This is a genomic window from Paracoccus fontiphilus (genome assembly GCF_017356265.1).
Lineage (GTDB): Bacteria > Pseudomonadota > Alphaproteobacteria > Rhodobacterales > Rhodobacteraceae > Paracoccus > Paracoccus fontiphilus.
This window is the reverse complement of the sequence record NZ_JAFNAW010000007.1, coordinates 82,162-98,897: the sequence shown is the minus strand read 5'-3', so window position 1 is coordinate 98,897 and position 16,736 is coordinate 82,162. Positions and strand designations below refer to the sequence as shown.

At 68.6% G+C, this 16,736-nt stretch carries 16 protein-coding genes; 9 read left to right on the top strand and 7 right to left on the bottom strand.

Annotated elements, in window-relative coordinates; all coding sequences use genetic code 11:
- Nucleotides 1-6: 6 nt before the first annotated feature.
- Nucleotides 7-642 (bottom strand): cytochrome b, encoded by a 636-nt coding sequence (locus J0F76_RS04615; protein ID WP_207466238.1) that lies wholly within the window; start codon nt 640-642, stop codon nt 7-9.
- Nucleotides 643-1,236: 594 nt separating this feature from the next.
- Here J0F76_RS04615 and J0F76_RS04610 point away from each other — a divergent pair.
- The 5 genes from J0F76_RS04610 to J0F76_RS04590 are packed head-to-tail and all read left to right on the top strand — an operon-like array spanning nt 1,237 to nt 6,548.
- Nucleotides 1,237-2,451 carry an MFS transporter gene (locus J0F76_RS04610; protein WP_207466237.1) on the top strand — a complete coding sequence of 405 codons (1,215 nt, stop codon included), beginning with the start codon at nt 1,237-1,239 and terminating at the stop codon, nt 2,449-2,451.
- Between the two features lie 15 nt (nt 2,452-2,466).
- Complete coding sequence (gene nirB, locus J0F76_RS04605) at nt 2,467-4,896, top strand: nitrite reductase large subunit NirB (RefSeq protein WP_207466235.1); 2,430 nt, start codon at nt 2,467-2,469, stop codon at nt 4,894-4,896.
- Nucleotides 4,893-5,222 (top strand): nitrite reductase small subunit NirD, encoded by a 330-nt coding sequence (gene nirD / locus J0F76_RS04600; RefSeq protein ID WP_207466233.1) that lies wholly within the window; start codon nt 4,893-4,895, stop codon nt 5,220-5,222. Before nirB ends, nirD begins: the two co-directional genes overlap by 4 nt.
- Nucleotides 5,223-5,234: 12 nt before the next feature.
- Nucleotides 5,235-5,666 (top strand): cyanase, encoded by a 432-nt coding sequence (locus J0F76_RS04595; protein WP_207466231.1) that lies wholly within the window; start codon nt 5,235-5,237, stop codon nt 5,664-5,666.
- 24 nt (nt 5,667-5,690) lie between these two features.
- On the top strand, nt 5,691-6,548 hold the full coding sequence (locus tag J0F76_RS04590) for a formate/nitrite transporter family protein (protein WP_207466229.1): 858 nt from the start codon (nt 5,691-5,693) through the stop codon (nt 6,546-6,548).
- A 3-nt stretch (nt 6,549-6,551) separates the two neighbouring features.
- Here the strand turns inward: J0F76_RS04590 and J0F76_RS04585 are convergent, their stop codons facing one another.
- The 6 genes from J0F76_RS04585 to pedF are packed head-to-tail and all read right to left on the bottom strand — an operon-like array spanning nt 6,552 to nt 11,878.
- Nucleotides 6,552-6,932 (bottom strand): hypothetical protein, encoded by a 381-nt coding sequence (locus J0F76_RS04585; protein WP_207466227.1) that lies wholly within the window; start codon nt 6,930-6,932, stop codon nt 6,552-6,554.
- Nucleotides 6,914-7,537, bottom strand: coding sequence for a pentapeptide repeat-containing protein (locus J0F76_RS04580; RefSeq protein ID WP_242689982.1), 624 nt, complete (start codon nt 7,535-7,537; stop codon nt 6,914-6,916). Before J0F76_RS04580 ends, J0F76_RS04585 begins: the two co-directional genes overlap by 19 nt.
- 47 nt (nt 7,538-7,584) lie before the next feature.
- Nucleotides 7,585-9,453: a PQQ-dependent methanol/ethanol family dehydrogenase gene (locus J0F76_RS04575; RefSeq protein WP_207466224.1), complete on the bottom strand. Its 1,869-nt coding sequence runs from the start codon at nt 9,451-9,453 to the stop codon at nt 7,585-7,587.
- Nucleotides 9,454-9,495: 42 nt separating this feature from the next.
- On the bottom strand, nt 9,496-10,437 hold the full coding sequence (locus J0F76_RS04570) for a quinoprotein relay system zinc metallohydrolase 1 (RefSeq protein WP_207466222.1): 942 nt from the start codon (nt 10,435-10,437) through the stop codon (nt 9,496-9,498).
- Nucleotides 10,434-11,192 carry a quinoprotein dehydrogenase-associated SoxYZ-like carrier gene (locus tag J0F76_RS04565; protein ID WP_207466220.1) on the bottom strand — a complete coding sequence of 253 codons (759 nt, stop codon included), beginning with the start codon at nt 11,190-11,192 and terminating at the stop codon, nt 10,434-10,436. The genes J0F76_RS04570 and J0F76_RS04565 overlap by 4 nt, the downstream gene beginning before the upstream one ends.
- A gap of 14 nt (nt 11,193-11,206) precedes the next feature.
- Nucleotides 11,207-11,878 carry a cytochrome c-550 PedF gene (pedF, locus tag J0F76_RS04560; RefSeq protein ID WP_207466218.1) on the bottom strand — a complete coding sequence of 224 codons (672 nt, stop codon included), beginning with the start codon at nt 11,876-11,878 and terminating at the stop codon, nt 11,207-11,209.
- Nucleotides 11,879-12,020: 142 nt separating this feature from the next.
- Here pedF and J0F76_RS04555 point away from each other — a divergent pair, with 142 nt between their 5' ends.
- From J0F76_RS04555 to J0F76_RS04540, 4 genes are all read left to right on the top strand, one after another.
- Nucleotides 12,021-12,602 (top strand): rhodanese-like domain-containing protein, encoded by a 582-nt coding sequence (locus tag J0F76_RS04555; RefSeq protein ID WP_207466216.1) that lies wholly within the window; start codon nt 12,021-12,023, stop codon nt 12,600-12,602.
- Nucleotides 12,603-12,627: 25 nt separating this feature from the next.
- Nucleotides 12,628-13,302, top strand: coding sequence for a LuxR C-terminal-related transcriptional regulator (locus J0F76_RS04550; RefSeq protein WP_207466214.1), 675 nt, complete (start codon nt 12,628-12,630; stop codon nt 13,300-13,302).
- An 81-nt stretch (nt 13,303-13,383) separates the two neighbouring features.
- Entirely contained in the window at nt 13,384-14,520 is a 1,137-nt protein-coding gene (locus tag J0F76_RS04545; RefSeq protein ID WP_207466211.1) for an FIST N-terminal domain-containing protein, read from the top strand.
- Nucleotides 14,521-14,523: 3 nt separating this feature from the next.
- A complete protein-coding gene (locus J0F76_RS04540) occupies nt 14,524-16,725 on the top strand; it encodes a hybrid sensor histidine kinase/response regulator (RefSeq protein WP_242689981.1) in 2,202 nt (733 codons plus the stop codon).
- Nucleotides 16,726-16,736 lie beyond the last annotated feature (11 nt).

The window sequence follows — 16,736 nt, the reverse complement described above, 5'->3', positions numbered from 1 at the left end:
GCAGCGTCAGATGTGTATAAGAGACAGGGCGAAGACCGCAACCGCCGCAAGGGCGGGGGCACGGTGGCGTCGCGCCGGGGCGTCGCCTGCGGGGCTGCCGCGCAGCATCCGCGCCAGAACGCCGTCACGGTCGATGACCGCGTGCTTGAGGGCGCCGGCCACGTGCATCGCGATGGCGCCGATCAGGAGCCAGGCAAAGATGCCGTGGACCGAAGCCATCGTTTCGGCAAGCTGGGGCGATTTCGGGACCAGCGGCAGGCCCTGGCCAAGCGGCCACAGGATCGGAGCAAAGCCCTCGGTCGCGGCATGTTCGATCCAGCCGCTCAGGGGCACCAGCACCAGCGCGGCATAAAGGACCCAGTGCACGCTTTCGGCAAGAAACGTCTCGATCCTGCGTTCGGGATGGACCGGCACCGGCCGGGGCTGGATCAGCGCCCAGGCGATCCGGATCAGGGCAACCGTGAAGGCCGCGATGCCCAGCGTCTTGTGGACCGAGAACAGCCCGACCTTGGCATCAAGCGCGTCCATCGGCAGGCGCACCGCCACGAGCCCCAATGCGATATTGGCCAGGATGATCAGCGCGGTCAGCCAGTGCAGCGATCGGGCGATCTTTCCATAGCTGTGCAGGGTATTGCCTGGCATGATGCCTCCGAAACCGTCCATGCCGCCTATCTAGCGGGACTTGCGCCGCGACTGAATGGCGCGGGGCGCACAGGCGCTGTGCGCAAATCGCGGGGTGGCTGGCTGGATATGCAGGATGTCGCGGCGTCGACGGCAGGCGGCCGGAACGCCCGTGCCGGCTTGGCATGAAGCACGAACGGCGCGACCCGCCCTGGCTGAAGGGTCGCCCTCTCCCTCCCGCGGCAGGCGCGCCGGTCCCGCGACCGGGGGAACGGCTCCGTGATTCCTTCGGTGGGGGTCGCGTTCTGTGCGCTTCCGGTCCGATTCCGCTGTCGTTTGCTTCGCAAACTGATGAAAGCGCGGGCAGGCGCGCGCAAACGTGTCGCGTTTGCGGCAGGACGAGGCTCGGGCCACTCTTGATCGGCACGGAGATCTTGGGCGGGCGCGGATGATCCGCTAGGACGGGATCATGGCCCGGCGCAATGGCGCGCCACCGGCCCGCTCGCAACGATGCGGCATCTTCTGGAAGCGTGACGATCCGGCAAGGCCCTTGTGGGGCAATGATGCCGCGCGCCTTCCGACAGCCACTGCAACCCGGCCCGCATCGGAGAACCCATGTCCGCAATGTCCCCTGCCGCCCCCGGCGACGCGCGCCGCGCGCTGAGCCTGTCCACCACCGCCTTCACGGTCTGCTTCGCGGTCTGGACGATCTTTTCCATCATCGGCATCCAGATCAAGCAGCAGCTTTCCCTGACCGACACGCAGTTCGGCCTGCTGGTCGGGATGCCGATCCTGACCGGATCGCTGGTCCGCATCGTCCTGGGCATCGCCACCGACCGCATCGGCGGCCGCGCCGTCTATACGCTGACCATGCTGGCCGCCGCCGCCGCTACGTTCCTGTTGTCCTGGGCCACCACCTATCCGCAGATGCTGCTGGCGGCCTTGGGCGTCGGCATCGCGGGCGGCTCCTTCGCCGTGGGCGTGGCCTATGTCTCGCGCTTCTTCGACGGGGCGCGGCAGGGCACGGCGCTTGGCATCTTCGGGGTCGGCAATGTCGGCGCCGCCGTGACCAAGTTCGCGGCGCCCTTCGTGATGATCGCGCTGGGCTGGCAGGCCACCGCGCAGATCTGGGCGGGGGTCCTGGCGCTGACGGCGCTGGCCTTCTGGGCGCTGTCCAAGGACGACCCCGTGACCGCCGTCCGGCGCGGCACCCGTGCGCCCCTGCGCAGCCTGCGGGCCGAGTTCGCGCCGCTGGGGAACCTGCGCGTCTGGCGCTTCTCGGCCTACTACTTCTTCAGCTTCGGCGCCTTCGTGGCGCTGGCGCTGTGGCTGCCGCACTACCTGATCGGCGTTTATGGCTTCGACGTGAAGACCGCCGGGATGATCGGGGCGGCCTATTCGATCCCGGCCTCGGTCTTCCGCGCCTACGGCGGCGTGCTGTCGGACCGGATCGGGGCGCGCGCCGTGATGTATGCGACGTTCCTGGTGTCGCTGGCCGCGACGGGCATCCTGGCGCTGATGCCCGGCCTGCCGGTGGCCGCGTTCCTGGTGGTGATCTTCGCGCTGGGCTTCTTCATGAGCCTGGGCAAGGCCGCCGTTTACAAGCACATCCCCAGCTATTACCCGCAGAACGTGGGCGCAGTCGGCGGCCTGGTCGGCATGATCGGGGGCCTGGGCGGGTTCTTCCTGCCGCTGGTGTTCGGCTGGCTGAAGGACGCGACCGGAAGCTGGTCCAGCTGCTTTGCCGTCCTGTTCCTTCTGGTGGCCGCCTGCACGCTGTGGATGCACGTCTCGATCCGCCAGACCCGCACCGCCCTGCAAGCCGCCTGAGAAAGGATGTCAGCCATGAAGAAGAAGCTTGTCATCATTGGTGCGGGGATGGCGTCTGGTCGTTTGCTGGAGCAGGTGTTCGAGGCTGGGCCGGGTGCCTGGGACGTGACGCTGTTCAACGCCGAGCCTCGGGGCAACTACAACCGGCTGATGCTGTCGCCGGTGCTGTCGGGCGAGAAGCGCTACGAGGAGATCGTCACCCATGACGACGCCTGGTACGCCGCCCACAACGTCGATTGCCGCTTTGGCGAGCCGGTGGTGCGGATCGACCGGGCCAACCGGGTGGTGTATTCCGGCAGCGGGGGCGCGCCTTACGATGCCCTGGTGATCGCCACCGGGTCGGCGCCCTTTGTCATCCCGGTGCCGGGCCGCGACCTGCCGGGCGTGGTGGCCTATCGCGACCTCGAGGACACGCGGGCGATGATGGACACCGCGGGCAAGGACGCCGTGGTGATCGGCGGCGGGCTTCTGGGGCTGGAGGCGGCGGCGGGCATGGCCGCGCGGGGCGCGCGCGTGACCGTGATCCACCTGATGGGCCACCTGATGGAGCGCCAGCTGGACCCGGCGGCGGGCTATCTGCTGCAGAAGGATCTGGAAAAGCGCGGCATCACCGTCCATTGCAAGGGCGCCACCAAGGCGATCCTGGGCACAACCCAGGCCGAGGCCGTGCTGCTGGAGGACGGCACCGTCTACCCCGCCGACCTGGTCTGCATGGCGGTGGGCATCCGCCCCGAGACGCGGCTGGCCGTGGACGCGCATCTGGAGGTCGAGCGCGGCATCGTCGTGGACGACGCGCTGCGCACCTCGGATCCGCACATCTTCGCGCTTGGCGAATGCGTGGAACATCGCGGCCAGCTGTTCGGGCTCGTGGCGCCGCTCTACGACCAGGCCAAGGTGCTGGCGAAGACGCTGCTGGATCAGGAGGCGGTCTTTGCCCCCGTGCAGACTGCGACCAAGCTGAAGGTGACGGGCTGCGATCTCTACAGCGCGGGCGACTTCGCGGACGCGCCGGGGCGCGAGGACATCGTGTTCCGCGATCCGGGGCGCGGCATCTACAAGCGGCTGGTGCTGGAAAACGACCGCATCACCGGCGTGGTGATGTATGGCGACACCGCCGACGGCGCCTGGTTTTACGGGCTGATGAAGGACGGCACCGACATCGGCCCCATGCGCGAGACGCTGATCTTCGGCCCGGCCTTCCAGGGGGGTGCCGCCCCGGACCCTATGGCGGCCGTTGCAGCCTTGCCGCCTGAGGCGGAGATCTGCGGCTGCAACGGCGTCTCCAAGGGCACCATCCTCGAGGCGGTGGCGGGCGGGGCCTGCACGCTGGACCAGGTGCGCGCCTGCACCAAGGCCAGCGGGTCCTGCGGGACCTGTACGGGGCTTGTCCAGCAGGTCATGGCGCTGGCCCTGGGCGGCGCGGTGGCGGATGCCCCCGCCGGCATGTGCAAGTGCACCGATCACAGCCACGAGGACGTGCGCCGGCTGATCCGCTCGCTGGGCCTGAAGTCGATCCCGGCGGTGATGCAGGAGCTGGGCTGGACCTCCGTCGGCGGCTGCCATTCCTGCCGCCCGGCGCTGAACTTCTACCTGCTGGCCGAATGGCCGCTGGAGTACCAGGACGACCGCCAGTCGCGCTTCGTCAACGAACGGAACCACGCCAACATCCAGAAGGACGGCACCTATTCGGTGGTCCCGCGCATGTGGGGCGGCGTCACCACCCCGGCCGAGCTGCGCGCCATCGCCGATGCGGCCGAGAAGTACGGCGTGCCGATGGTCAAGGTCACGGGCGGGCAGCGCATCGACCTGCTGGGCGTCCGCAAGGAGGACCTGCCGCACATGTGGGCGGATCTCAACGCCGCGGGCATGGTGTCGGGGGCGGCCTATTCCAAGGGCCTGCGCACCGTCAAGACCTGCGTCGGCAAGGAGTTCTGCCGGGTCGGCACGCAGGACTCGACGGGCCTGGGGATCAAGCTGGAAAAGCGGATGTGGGGGTCCTGGACGCCCCACAAGCTGAAGCTGGGCGTGTCGGGCTGCCCCCGCAACTGCGCCGAGGCCACCTGCAAGGACATTGGCGTGGTCTGCGTGGACAGCGGCTACAGCATCGTCATCGGCGGCGCCGCGGGCATGGAGGTCAAGGAGACCGTGCCCCTCGCATCCACCCCGTCCGAGGACGAGGCGATCGCCATCATCCTGGCCGTGACCCAGCTTTACCGCGAGAACGCCCGCTACCTGGACCGGGTCTGGAAATGGATGGGCCGGGTGGGCCTCGACTGGATCAAGGCGCAGGTCGTGGATGACCCCGACAACCGCCGCGCCCTTGTCGAACGCTTCGAGACCAGCCAGTCGGTCTATCGCCGCGACCCCTGGGCCGATCTCTCCACCCCCGCCGAGACGCCCCGCTGGGCGCCCCTGGCCGACCTGACCCTGGAGGCCGCCGAATGAGCCCTTTCATCGACATCGGATCCCTGGACGACATCCCGCGCCAGGGCGCGCGCGTGGTCAAGACGGCAGGGGGCTGCGTCGCGGTGTTCCGCACCCTGGACGACCGGGTCTTCGCGCTCGACGACCGCTGCCCTCACAAGGGCGGGCCGCTGTCCGAGGGCATCGTCCACGGCACCGCCGTGACCTGCCCGCTCCACAACTGGGTGTTCGACCTCAACACCGGCACCGCCCAGGCCCCCGACACCGGACAGCTCCAGACCTACCCCGTCCACGTCAACGCAGGGCGCGTCATGCTGGACACAAGCCGACACCAAAACGCGGCCTAGGGGAAAACGGCCATGGACAAGATGATCGTTGGCGAACCGGACCGGGACGATCTGACCGCCATGATCCTGCGCGCCAAGAAGCGCGTCGGGATGTCGCCCGTCTGGCTGCATTCCGCCGCGACCGGCATGAACGCCTTTCCGGAAGACGATTCCCGCGCCTTGGCCGACCTGCTGGGCCTGCCTGACGGCGCGGTGGAGATCCTGGCCGAAAGCCCGCTGAAGATCTGGGACCAGTCCGATCCGACCGATCCCTACATCTATCGCCTTCACGAGATCGTCGGCGTCTGCGGCACGACCATCAGGGCCTTGATCAACGAGGAGTTCGGCAACGGCATCATGTCCGCGATCGACTTTTCCATGCACCTGGAACGCGGACCCCATCCCAGGGGCGACCGCGTCAGGCTGACCATGTCCGGAAAATGCTTCGCCTATTCAAGCTGGTAAGAAGAACAACAGGGAAAACGCATCATGTCCTATGTCACCCCGGCGGATTTCGCCAAGAAGATGATCGACGCCGGAGAGGCCAAGGTCTTCATGTCCACCAAGGACACGCTGATCCGCGCCTACATGGCAGGCGCGATCCTGGCGCTCGCGGCGGCCTTTGCCGTGACCGTCACCGTCAACACCGGCAACCCGCTGATCGGCGCGCTTCTGTTCCCGGTGGGCTTCTGCATGTTGTACCTGCTGGGCTTCGACCTGCTGACGGGAGTCTTCACGCTGGTCCCGCTGGCGCTGATCGACAAGCGCCGGGGCGTCACCTTGCGCGGCATGATGCGCAACTGGGGCTTGGTCTTCGCGGGCAACTTCGCGGGGGCCTTCACCGTGGCGATCTTCATGGCGATCATCGTGACCTTCGGCTGGTCCGAGGCGCCGAACGCCGTCGGCGAGAAGATCGGCCATATCGGCGAAGGCCGCACGGTCGGATATGCCGCCCATGGCGCCGCCGGGATGCTGACGCTGTTCGTGCGCGCGGTGATGTGCAACTGGATGGTGTCCACCGGCGTCGTGGCCGCGATGATGTCCACCAGCGTGTCGGGCAAGATCATGGCGATGTGGATGCCGATCTTGATCTTCTTCTACATGGGGTTCGAGCATTCCATCGTGAACATGTTCCTGTTTCCGGCGGGCCTGCTGCTGGGCGGCAACTTCACCATCATGGACTACATGATCTGGAACGAGATCCCGACCGTCATCGGCAACCTGGTCGGCGGGCTGACCTTCGTGGGCGCGATGATCTATGCCACGCACCACAAGACCTCGCCCGAACGGGACCGCGCCCTGGACCGGGATGCGGCCCCCGCGCCGGTCGCCGTTCCGGCGGAGTAAACCCTAAGGCAGGTACAGTTCGATCCGCCAGCCGCCCGAGGCATTGACCTGGACGCGATAGGTGCCGGGCGCTTCGATCAGGAAGCGCCCGGCACCGGCACCTCCGTGATGCAGGTTCTGGACGACCGCGCCGGTGGCGTCGTCCAGAAGATAGGCCACCAGGATCGCGTCGTCGCTGGCGAAGCCCAGCATCCGCGGCGCGGTGATGGTGAACGGCCCCGCCATACCGCTGCCATTGCCGCTGAATGCCGTTGCGGCGGGCAGGGGCAGGGCGTCGTAGCAGGCAAGCCGCGCCCCATCGTCGGGCAGGGCGCGGCAAGCGGGCAGGTCGGCATGGGCGACGCTGACGGCCAAGGCCGCCAGGATCACCAATCGACCGGGCATCCGGTGCAGTTCTCCATGTGCACGCCTTCCCAGATGGTGAAGCGGTTGGTGTTGTCGCCCAGAGTCGCGCCCGCCAGATCGGCGTTGTAGAATTTCGCCTCGGACAGGTCGGCGGCCACCAGCGTCACCCCGACGAAGCGGCCCTTGCTGGCCCAGACGGCCTCCATCGACACGGCGGTCAGGTTCGATCCGCTGAGGTCGATCCCGGCCATGCGGGAATAATCCAGATCCGCCCCCGTCAGGTCGGCGTCGCGGATCGTGGCGCCTTGCAGGTAGGTCTCCGACAGGTCCGCCCCGCGCAGGTCGGCCCCGGTCAGCGCGGCGCCCTTCAGGGACGCGCCGTGCAGGTTGGCCCGGACCAGCCGCGCGCCGGTCAGGTCCGCCCCGTTCAGCGACATGCCTGACAGATCCTGGTGCGACAGGTCCACGCCGGGGCATGACGCGCCGGGCTTCAACTCGCAGCCGTTGATGGTCTGCGGACCATCCGGGCGGTCGTCGGTGTCGGTGATGACCGGATAGCCCGCGCCCGCCAGCGGGTCGGCCATGGCGGCATGGGCGGACGGCGCGGCCAGCAGCAGGGCCAAGGCGATGGAATGGCGATACATGGTTCCTCCCACGGAAAGGCGGGGGCTGCGCGCCCCCGCCGTGGTTCTTACTGGGCCGAGGCCAGCAGTTCGTTCGGGATCTCGAACACCCAGAACGACCCGCCCTGGCTGACCTGCGTGGTCAGCTGCGCCATGTCGCCGCCCCACAGCGGCACCGCGCCGCCATAGCCCGAGGCGATGCCCAGGTATTGCTTGCCGTCCATTTCCCAGGTGATCGGGCTGCTGACGATGCCGGACCCGGTCTGGAACTTCCACAGTTCCTCGCCCGTCTGGGCGTTGAACGCCTTGACATAGCCGTCCGAGGTGCCGGTGAAGACCAGGTTGCCTCCGGTGGCCAGCGTGCCAGCCCACAGCGGGAATTCCTCCTTGTGTTCCCAGACCTTCTCGCCCGTGGCCGGGTTGAAGGCGCGCAGCGTGCCAATGTGGTCGTCATACATCCGCTTGATGCGGAAGCCCTGGCCCAGATAGGCGGCGCCCGCCTGGTAGGTCACGTTCTCCGTCCAGTAGTCCTCGGTCCAGTTGTTCGCGGGGACATAGAACAGGCCTGTGTCCTTGGAATAGGCCATCGGGTTCCAGTTCTTGCCGCCCAGGAACGGGGGCGAGACCTGGATGGTGGCGCCCTTCGTCTCGCCTTCCTCGGGCAGGGGCGGACGCTGGCCTTCGACCTCGATCGGGCGGCCGGTTTCAAGGTCGATGCCCTTGGCCCAGGTGATGTTGTCCACGAAGGGAAAGGCGTTCAGCAGCGCGGTGGGCTTGTTGATCTCCTCGCCGCGCTTCGACAGCGCCTCCACGTCGGTCACGTAGAAGAAGCCGTTGCGGTCGGCATGGGCGCCCGCGCGGTGCGTGTTGCCATCCTTGTCGGTATAGTCGAACAGGATGATCTCGTTGTTGCCGGAAAAGTCCCAGGCGTCGTTGGGCGTGTGCTGATAGAAGCCCACGACCTCGCCGTCCGTCGGGTTCACATAGGCCTGGCCCGAGGTGTAGAGGCTGTCGTAATCCTTGAAGTTGCCGTCCTGCGACCGCGCCCAGGTGTTCCAGGGGGCAGGGTTGCCGGTGCCCACCACGATGGTGTTGGTCGCCACGTCGAAGGCCGCCGACTGCCAAGGGGCGCCGCCGCCATGGTGCCAGGCCTCGACCTTGGACCCGTCGGGATTGACCGGCCAGCTTGGCGCATCCGGGTTGCCGGTCGGCGTGCTTTCCGCGCCCGCCAGCGTGCCCTTGTGCCCTTCGACAAAGGGCCGCATCCATAACTCCTCGCCCGTGTCGGGATCGCGGGCGAACAGGCGGCCGATCACGCCGAACTCGTCGCCCGAACTGCCGTGGATCAGCATCACCTTGCCGGATTCCGCGTCCTTGATGATGGTCGGCGCGCCGGTCAAGGTATAGCCGACCTTGTGGTCCGCGAACTTCTCGCGCCATTCGACCTTGCCGGTTTCCTTGTTCAGCGCATAGACGCTGGCATCCAAGGCGCCGAAATAGACCTTGTCGCCATAGATCGCCGCGCCCCGGTTGATCACGTCGCAGCAGGGGCGGATGTCGTCGGGCAGGCGGGCCTCGAACTTCCACTTGCGTTCGCCGGTCTTGGCATCCAGCGCCCACATGCGGCTGTAGGAGCCGGTGATGTAGATGGTGCCGTCATGGACGATGGCCTGGGTTTCCTGGCCGCGCTGCTTTTCGTCGCCGAAGGAGAATGCCCAGGCCGGACGCAGGTGCTTGACGGTGTCCGCGTTGATCTGGTTCAGCGTGGAGAACCGCTGGGCGTTGTTGCCCATGCCGTACATCAGCACGTCGCCGGTGGTGGTCTCGTCGTTCAGAATGTCCTCCCAGGTGACATCCTTGGCCATGGCGGCCGACAGGCTGCCCGCCACCAGCAGCGCCAGCGCGCTGACGGACGGAATGGTGAAAGATTTGCGCATCGTCTCTCCTCCTCTGTCGCAAACGTGTTTCTCGGTTGTCCTTCAGACGCTGCCGCCGATGACGGGCAGGGCGCTGATCTCGTGGGCGCGCCATTGCTGGACAACGGCGCGGCAATATTCAGCGGGGTTGGCGACCAGATGGGCGAAGTCGGGCATGGGGCCGGCGGCCAGCGTTTCGGCGGGCGTGAGGCCAAGGCCGGCGGCGGCGTCCATGCGGGCGGTGAAGGCGTCCAGATAGGCCAGCGTCTGCGCCACGGCGCGGCTGTTGCGGTGAAAGGGGCCGTGGCCGGGGATGGTGCCGCTGATGGGCAGGCCGCCCAGGGTGGAAAGCGCCTTGCGCCACGCGGCGATGTCGGCATCGGGAAAGCTGGGCGCGCGGTCCAGGAACAGCAGGTCGCCCGCGATCAGGGTGCCGGTCTGCCGGTCGATCAGCGCCAGGTCGGCCCCCGTATGGCCGGACAGCGCCATCACGGCCAGGCCGCGCCCGCCTAGGGCTAGGTCGCCTTCGACGGAGATGGTCGCGGGCAAGGGCGCGGTGCCTTGCATCCACGACCCGAGGATCTTGTAAAGCCCGTCCGACAGCGCCTGCGCCCCCGCCCTCTGCGCGTCGATGGTGCCGGGCAGGGCGTGGATGGGCCGGTCGGCAAAGGCTCCGTTGCCGAACCAATGGTCGGGGTGGTGGTGGGTGTTCAACGATGCCGCCACCCCGCCAAGCCGCTGATCGGCAAAGGCCCGCAGCGCCGCGCCGTGGCGGTGGGTGCCGCCGGTATCGACGACAACCGCGCCCTGAGCCGTTTCCAGCAGGACGATGTTGCAGATCGCCCCGCCGTTCTGGCGCGTGATGCTCTCCTGCGCGCCTTCGACCAGCCAGACGCCATCCGCCACCTGCCTTGGCATGAGCCGGTATTCTGGCGCGGCGATTGCGGGCACCGGCAGCAGCGCCGCGGCGCCGCCCAGCAGGATTTGGCGGCGGGTCAGGATCATGCCGCTACCTCACCCGAAAAGCGGAAGCCGCTGGTGTCGCGTGCGGCGATGCGGACCGGGCCTTGCGCCAGGGCGGGCGGCAGCAGGAAGGTCAGGACCGGGTTTTCCTCCAGCGGTTCGTGGATCTCCAGCCGGGCGATCTCGTCCCCGCGCGCGTCGGTTAGGGTCAGGTCGGTCAGGTGATGGGCGGGCACGCCATCCGCCAGCCCGGTGTCCATCGGGTGCCGGATGCCGACGCGCAGCCGCCCGGTGTCGGGCCACAGCCGGGCGCGCATTTCCCCGAAGCCTTCCTGCCAGTCGGGGCGGGCATGGGTCGCGGCGGGTGCGGAACAGCCGCCGCCCATGGCGTCGATAAAGGCGCCGCCCATGATCCATTCGGCCCCTGTCAGGGCAGAGGCGCGGATCGGCCCGGCGATCTCGTACTTGACGCCGAAGCCCAGCAGGGGAAGGGCGCGGCCGGGATGAAAGACGAGGGCCAGGGGAAAGGGGCTGTAGTCGATGGTGACGACGATGCGCTCCACGGGGCCAAGCCCGGTCGCGTCCGCCAGGACAGGGACGTGGCGCGCATCCTCGGCATTGCGGGGGGCCAGCAGGCACAGGCCGGGATCGCTGCGCCATGCGTCCGGCGCGCCCAGCAGGCCCTCGCGATGGCTGTCCCACATGCCGCGGTCCAGGTCGGGCGCGGTCACGCCGGACCCGAAGGCCACTAGCCCGGCGTCGCCCCCCGGAAGCCTGCGGGACAGGATCGCGGCCACGGCCCCGGTTCCCGTCAGTTCCGCACGGCGGCGGACAAGGTTTCGATGGCCGCCTTGATGTGGGGCGGTTCGGACGACAACTGCCACGCGGCCTCGTCGAAGGGCGTCACGGCGCGGGGGGCGCCCGACAGCGTTTCGAACCCTTCGCCCGCCGCCGCCAGTTCGGGGGCGAGTGCCGTGGCGGTGGCCGGGTCTTCGGCGGCGGCGGCCAGCTTGTCGCGCATGGCGGTCAGCTTGTCCTTCTGGTCGGCGATCTCCACCTCGTCGGCGCGGGTCTCGACATAGGTGCGGATTGCCCAGATGGCCTGCTGGTTCAGGATGCCCTCGAAGGGCGGCATCTTGACCGCGCCGTTCTGTTCGTAGCCGTGCAGGATGCGGTCCAGGAACCACTCGTCCCCGAACTCGTTGGCTTCCAGATAGCGCAGATCCGGCGCCAGCCCGCCCGAGATCGCGCCAAGCCCGTGACAGCGCGCGCAGTTGCTGTTGAAGCCCTTGGCGCCGACCTCGACCGCCTTGAACAGGACCGCCGGATCGGCCTCGCGCCAAGGGTTCTCGGTCGCCATCTCGGTGGGCAGGTCGGGCAGGCCGGTCGTGTCCACCGATTGCGGCGCGGTGTCGCCATGGCCCAGCGCGGCGGCCGCCCCCAGAATGATGCCGAAACCGGCCCAGATCGTTGCCTTGCGCATGTCCGTGTCCCTCCTCGCAGTTGGTCACAGGATCGGGGCAGGGGGCGGCTTGCGGCAATTCTCCAATGGTCGGCCGGGGGGAGGGGGGTCTTAGGCGGAAGGTCGAATTGGTGGGTGCGGGGCGCTGTGGAAAGCTGGGGCAATGAACATTCCGCGCCTGATCCCGGCCGCGCTGATCGCGCTGACGCCACCGACCGCCGGGGCCGAGGCGGTCTTCGACGCGACGACGGGCCTGCGCATCGGCGCCTATCGCGCGCCGGTGCCGGACCGGGTGCCGGGCGGACGCGTCGTGGATGCCCAAGCGGTGGTTGGCCTGGTCGCGGATGGGGCGCTGCTGATCGACGCCATGGCGGCGCCCGGCCACGGCATCGCGCCCGACGGCGCCTGGATCGTGGCGGAGCCGCATGACACCATCCCCGGCGCCCATTGGCTGCCCGAGATCGGGCGCGGCCGTCCCGACCCCCGCATCGCCGCCGGACTGCGCGCGTCCCTGGCCGACTGCCCGCCGACGCGGCCCATTGTCCTGTTCTGCAAGACCGACTGCTGGATGAGCTGGAACGCCGTCCAGCATGTCGCTGCCCTGGGGTTCCGCGACATCGGCTGGTATCCGGGCGGTGTGGACGACTGGGCCGACGGGGGGCGACCGTTGCAGCCGGTCGAACCGCTGGCCCTGGGGACCGACCTTTGCGGCATGGACGCGGCGCCCCGGACCGCCCTAGACTGACCGAAACCGCGAAGGGCATCCCGCCATGAACCAGACACCGTCCCGTCCCATCGCCTCGGTCCTGATCGTCGAGGATCATCCGCTGTTCTCGGACGCGCTGTCGATCACGCTGCAGATCGTGGGCGGCATCAGCAGCGTGCGGACCAGCAGCTCGATCGCGGAATGCCTGGGGCAACTGGCCCTTGGGCCGCAGCCCGATGCGGTGTTCCTGGACCTGAACCTGCCCGATGCCGACGGGTTGGACGGGCTTCTGAAGGTGCGCAAGGCTGCGCCCGACGCGGCGCTGCTGATCGTGTCGTCGCTGACCAGTCCCGCCATCGTGAGCGCGGCGATCGAGTTCGGGGCATCGGGCTATGTCCCCAAGCACAGCCAGCGGCAGGTGTTCCAGGACGCCCTGGCGCGGATCGGGCGGGGCGAGATCTACCTGCCGGACGGCTTCGCGACGGCCGAGCCCGCGGGGGCGAAGCCGCTGGCCCTGACGCGGGACAGGCTGGAAAGCCTGACCGCGCAGCAGTCGAAGATCCTGTCGCTGATTTCCGAAGGCAAGCTGAACAAGCAGATCGCCCATGACCTGGACATCGCGGAATCCACCGTCAAGGCGCATGTGACCGTGATCATGCGCAAGCTGGGCGTGCAGAACCGCACCCAGGCGGTGCTGGCGGCGCAGGCCGCGCGATTTGACAGCCTTGCAGCGCGGTGACATCCTTTCCCCCTGGGAGAGGCGCGAACAGGCGACATGGGCATGGATGGAGGGGGTCCGACAGCGACCCTGACGACGGGCATGGGCAGGGGTGCGGCCGGACGGGTTTTGCGCCGGGGGCAGGCTGCCGCCGGTGATCCGGCCGCGATGCGGCACCTGGCGGCCGAACTGGGGCCGGGGCTGGCGCTTGTTCTGGTCTTTGCCTCGCCCACGGCGGATTTCGCGGCGACCATGGCGGCGGCCTGCCAAGCCTTCGGCGACACGCCGACCCTGGGCTGCACCACAGCGGGCGAAATCGCGGGCGGCTATGTCGAGGACCGGATCGTCGCCGTGGGGTTCCCCAGCCGCGACTTCGCCGTTGAGACCATCGCCATCGCCGATCTGGACCGCATCGAGCCCTCGGCCCTGGTGGACCGGATGATCCGCGCCCGCCAGTTCCTGGCGGCGGCCCATCCGGGCTTTGTCCACGAATTCGCCTATCTGATGGTCGATGGCAGCCATTTCCGCGAGGACGCGCTGATGGCGGCGCTGGGCTATGGCCTTGGCCCCGTGCCGCTGTTCGGCGGATCGGCGGGGGACGGGGCGCGGTTCGGGCAAAGCTATGTGGCGCAGGGTGCGCGGGTGCTGACCAACGCGGCGTTCCTGACCTTCGTGCGCACCCGCTGCCCGGTCAAGGTGTTCAGCTTCGACCACCTGGACGTGGGCACCGGCCAGATGGTCGTGACCGGCGCCGACCCCGCCCGCCGCCAGGTGCGGGAGATCAACGCCGCCCCCGCCGCCATCGAATACGCCCGCCTGCTGGGCAAGCCCGCCGGGCAACTAGACCCCTTCACCTTCGCGGCCCATCCCCTGGTCGTGCGGGTCGGGGGGCGTTATCACGTCCGGTCCATCCAGCGGGTGGAAAACGGCACCGACCTGGTGTTCTTCAGCGCCATCGACGAAGGCGTGGTGCTGACGCTGGCCACCCCGCGCGACATCGCCCGGTCGCTGGACGACAACCTTGCCGGGCTGGCTGCGGCGGGTCCGCCCGACAGCATCCTGGCCTGCGACTGCATCCTGCGCCGGATCGAGGCGCAGCAGAAGCAGCAGGTGCGCGAGGTGTCCGAGGTGCTGGCCCGCCACAACGTCACGGGCTTTTCCACCTATGGCGAACAGTTCGGCGCCATGCATGTGAACCTGACCATGACCGGCGTCGCCCTTTATGCCCCCGAGGATTAGGTGATGGACAACCTGGTCGATCCCTCCGAACCCGTCGAGGTGCAGATGGCCCGGCTGAAGAAGATCAGCCAGGTCCTGATGCGCCGGGTCGAGGCGCAGACCGACCGCGACGGCGCCGCCTATTCGCAGTTCGAACACGCCGTGGTCCTGGAAGACCAGGTCCGCCGCCGGACCGAGGAACTGGAACGCGCCCTGCGGCTGCTGAACGAATCCAATGCCCGCCTGTCGGCCGCCAATGCCGAGATCGAGGCCGCGCGCCGGGACCTCGCCAGCGCCATCGAGGCCGTGCAGGAAGGCTTTGCCCTGTTCGGCGTCGATGACGTGCTGCTGCTGTTCAACGGCCGCTTCTGCTGGCAGATGCCCGACGTGCGCGCGCAACTGCGCCCCGGCATGGCCTTTGCCGACTACATCCGCGTCGTCAGCCTGTCGCCCACGCTGCAGCTTCCGGCGGACACGACGCCGGAAAGCTGGGCACGGTCGCGGATGCAGCGGCACCGGCGGGATCACGTCATCTTCAACCTGGCGCTGACGGACGACCGCTGGATGCAGGTGTCTGAGCACCGGACCGCCAATTCCGGCACCGCCATCGTGCAGACCGACGTGTCCGACCTGATGCGGGCCGAACGGGAACAACGCGAACGCCTGCTGGACAACCAGGGCCGCATCATCCGCGCCACGCTGGACCACCTGGCGCAAGGCGTGGCGATCTTCGACGCGCAGGGCTTGCTGGCGGGCTGGAACCGGCGCTTTCGCATCCTGACCGGGCTGCCGCCGCAGACCTTCACGCTGGGCACCCGGTTCCAGCGCGTGACCGAGCAGTTGCAGCAACTGTTCCGCCTGGCCGACCACGACTCCGCCGCCCGCATCGCCGCCTGGATGCAGGACGGGGGCGCCCGAGGGGCCTTGTCCTTCGAACTGGCGGGGCGCGACGGCGGTATGACGCTGGACGGTTTCGCGCAACGGCTGCCCGATGACGGCTTCGTGCTGTCCCTGACCGACGTGACCGCCGAACGCGACGCGCTGCGCCGCCTTGCCCGCGCCAACGAGGATCTGGAAGCCCGCGTCGCCGCCCGCACCGACGAATTGCGCGACGCGCTGGCGCGGGCCGAACGATCCAACGCCTCGAAGTCGCGCTTTGTCGCGGCGGCCAGCCACGACCTGCTGCAGCCCTTGTCGGCGGCCAAGCTGTACCTGTCCGCCGCCGATGCCGCCGGCAGCAACGCCAATGTCCAGAAGGCGGGCGAGGCCCTGACCCATGTGGAGCGCATCATCGAGGCGCTGCTGGACATCTCGCGCCTGGAAACCGAGGAAGAACAGCTTCAGCAGGGCGACCTGGCGTTGAACGACATCCTGTCCTCGCTTGCCTCCAGCTTTGCGCCGGTTGCGGCGGCCAAGGGTCTGCGCTTTCGCGTCTATCCGACCGATGCGCATGTGATCAGCGACGGGCTGTACCTGCAACGGATCGTGCAGAACCTGATCTCGAACGCGATCCGCTATACCGAAAAGGGCGGCGTCGTCGTCGGCGCGCGCCGTCGGGGCGATCGCCTTTGCATCGAGGTCTGGGATACCGGCCCCGGCATCCGAGACGAGGACCGGGCCGTGATCTTCGAGGAGTTCCGCCGCCTTCACCGCCGCGCCTCGGCGTCCGAGGGAATGGGCCTTGGGCTTGCCATCGTCGAACGCGCCTGCGCCCGGCTGGGCCACGGGCTGGATCTGCTGTCGCGCCCCGGCCGGGGCAGCGTCTTCCGGGTGACGGTTCCGCTTGCCGCCACGCGGTCAGGGGCAAGCCCGGACGGCGGCGACCCGCGTCACCTGCCGTCGCTTGTAGGGACAGGGCTGCTTGTCCTGCTGGTGGACAACGACCACGAACTGCGCCGCGCCATGGTCGCGCTTCTGGAAGGCTGGGGGATCACCGTCCTGGACGCCGAGGGCCCCGAGGACGCCATCGCCCTGATCGACGAGATGGACTTCGTTCCCGACGCCATGCTGATCGACTACCAGTTGAACGACGACACCGACGGGCTGGATCTTGTCGCCATGCTGCGGCGGCGCTTCGGCTGGCGGCCCGCGCGCATCATCTCGGCCGACCGCTCGCCCGGCCTGCGGGAACGCTGCGCGCGCATGGGGCTTTTCCCGATGCCGAAACCCCTGGACACCGAGGCGCTGTACCACTTCCTGTCGAACGTGAATCCCGCGATTGCCTGACTTGTGATCCC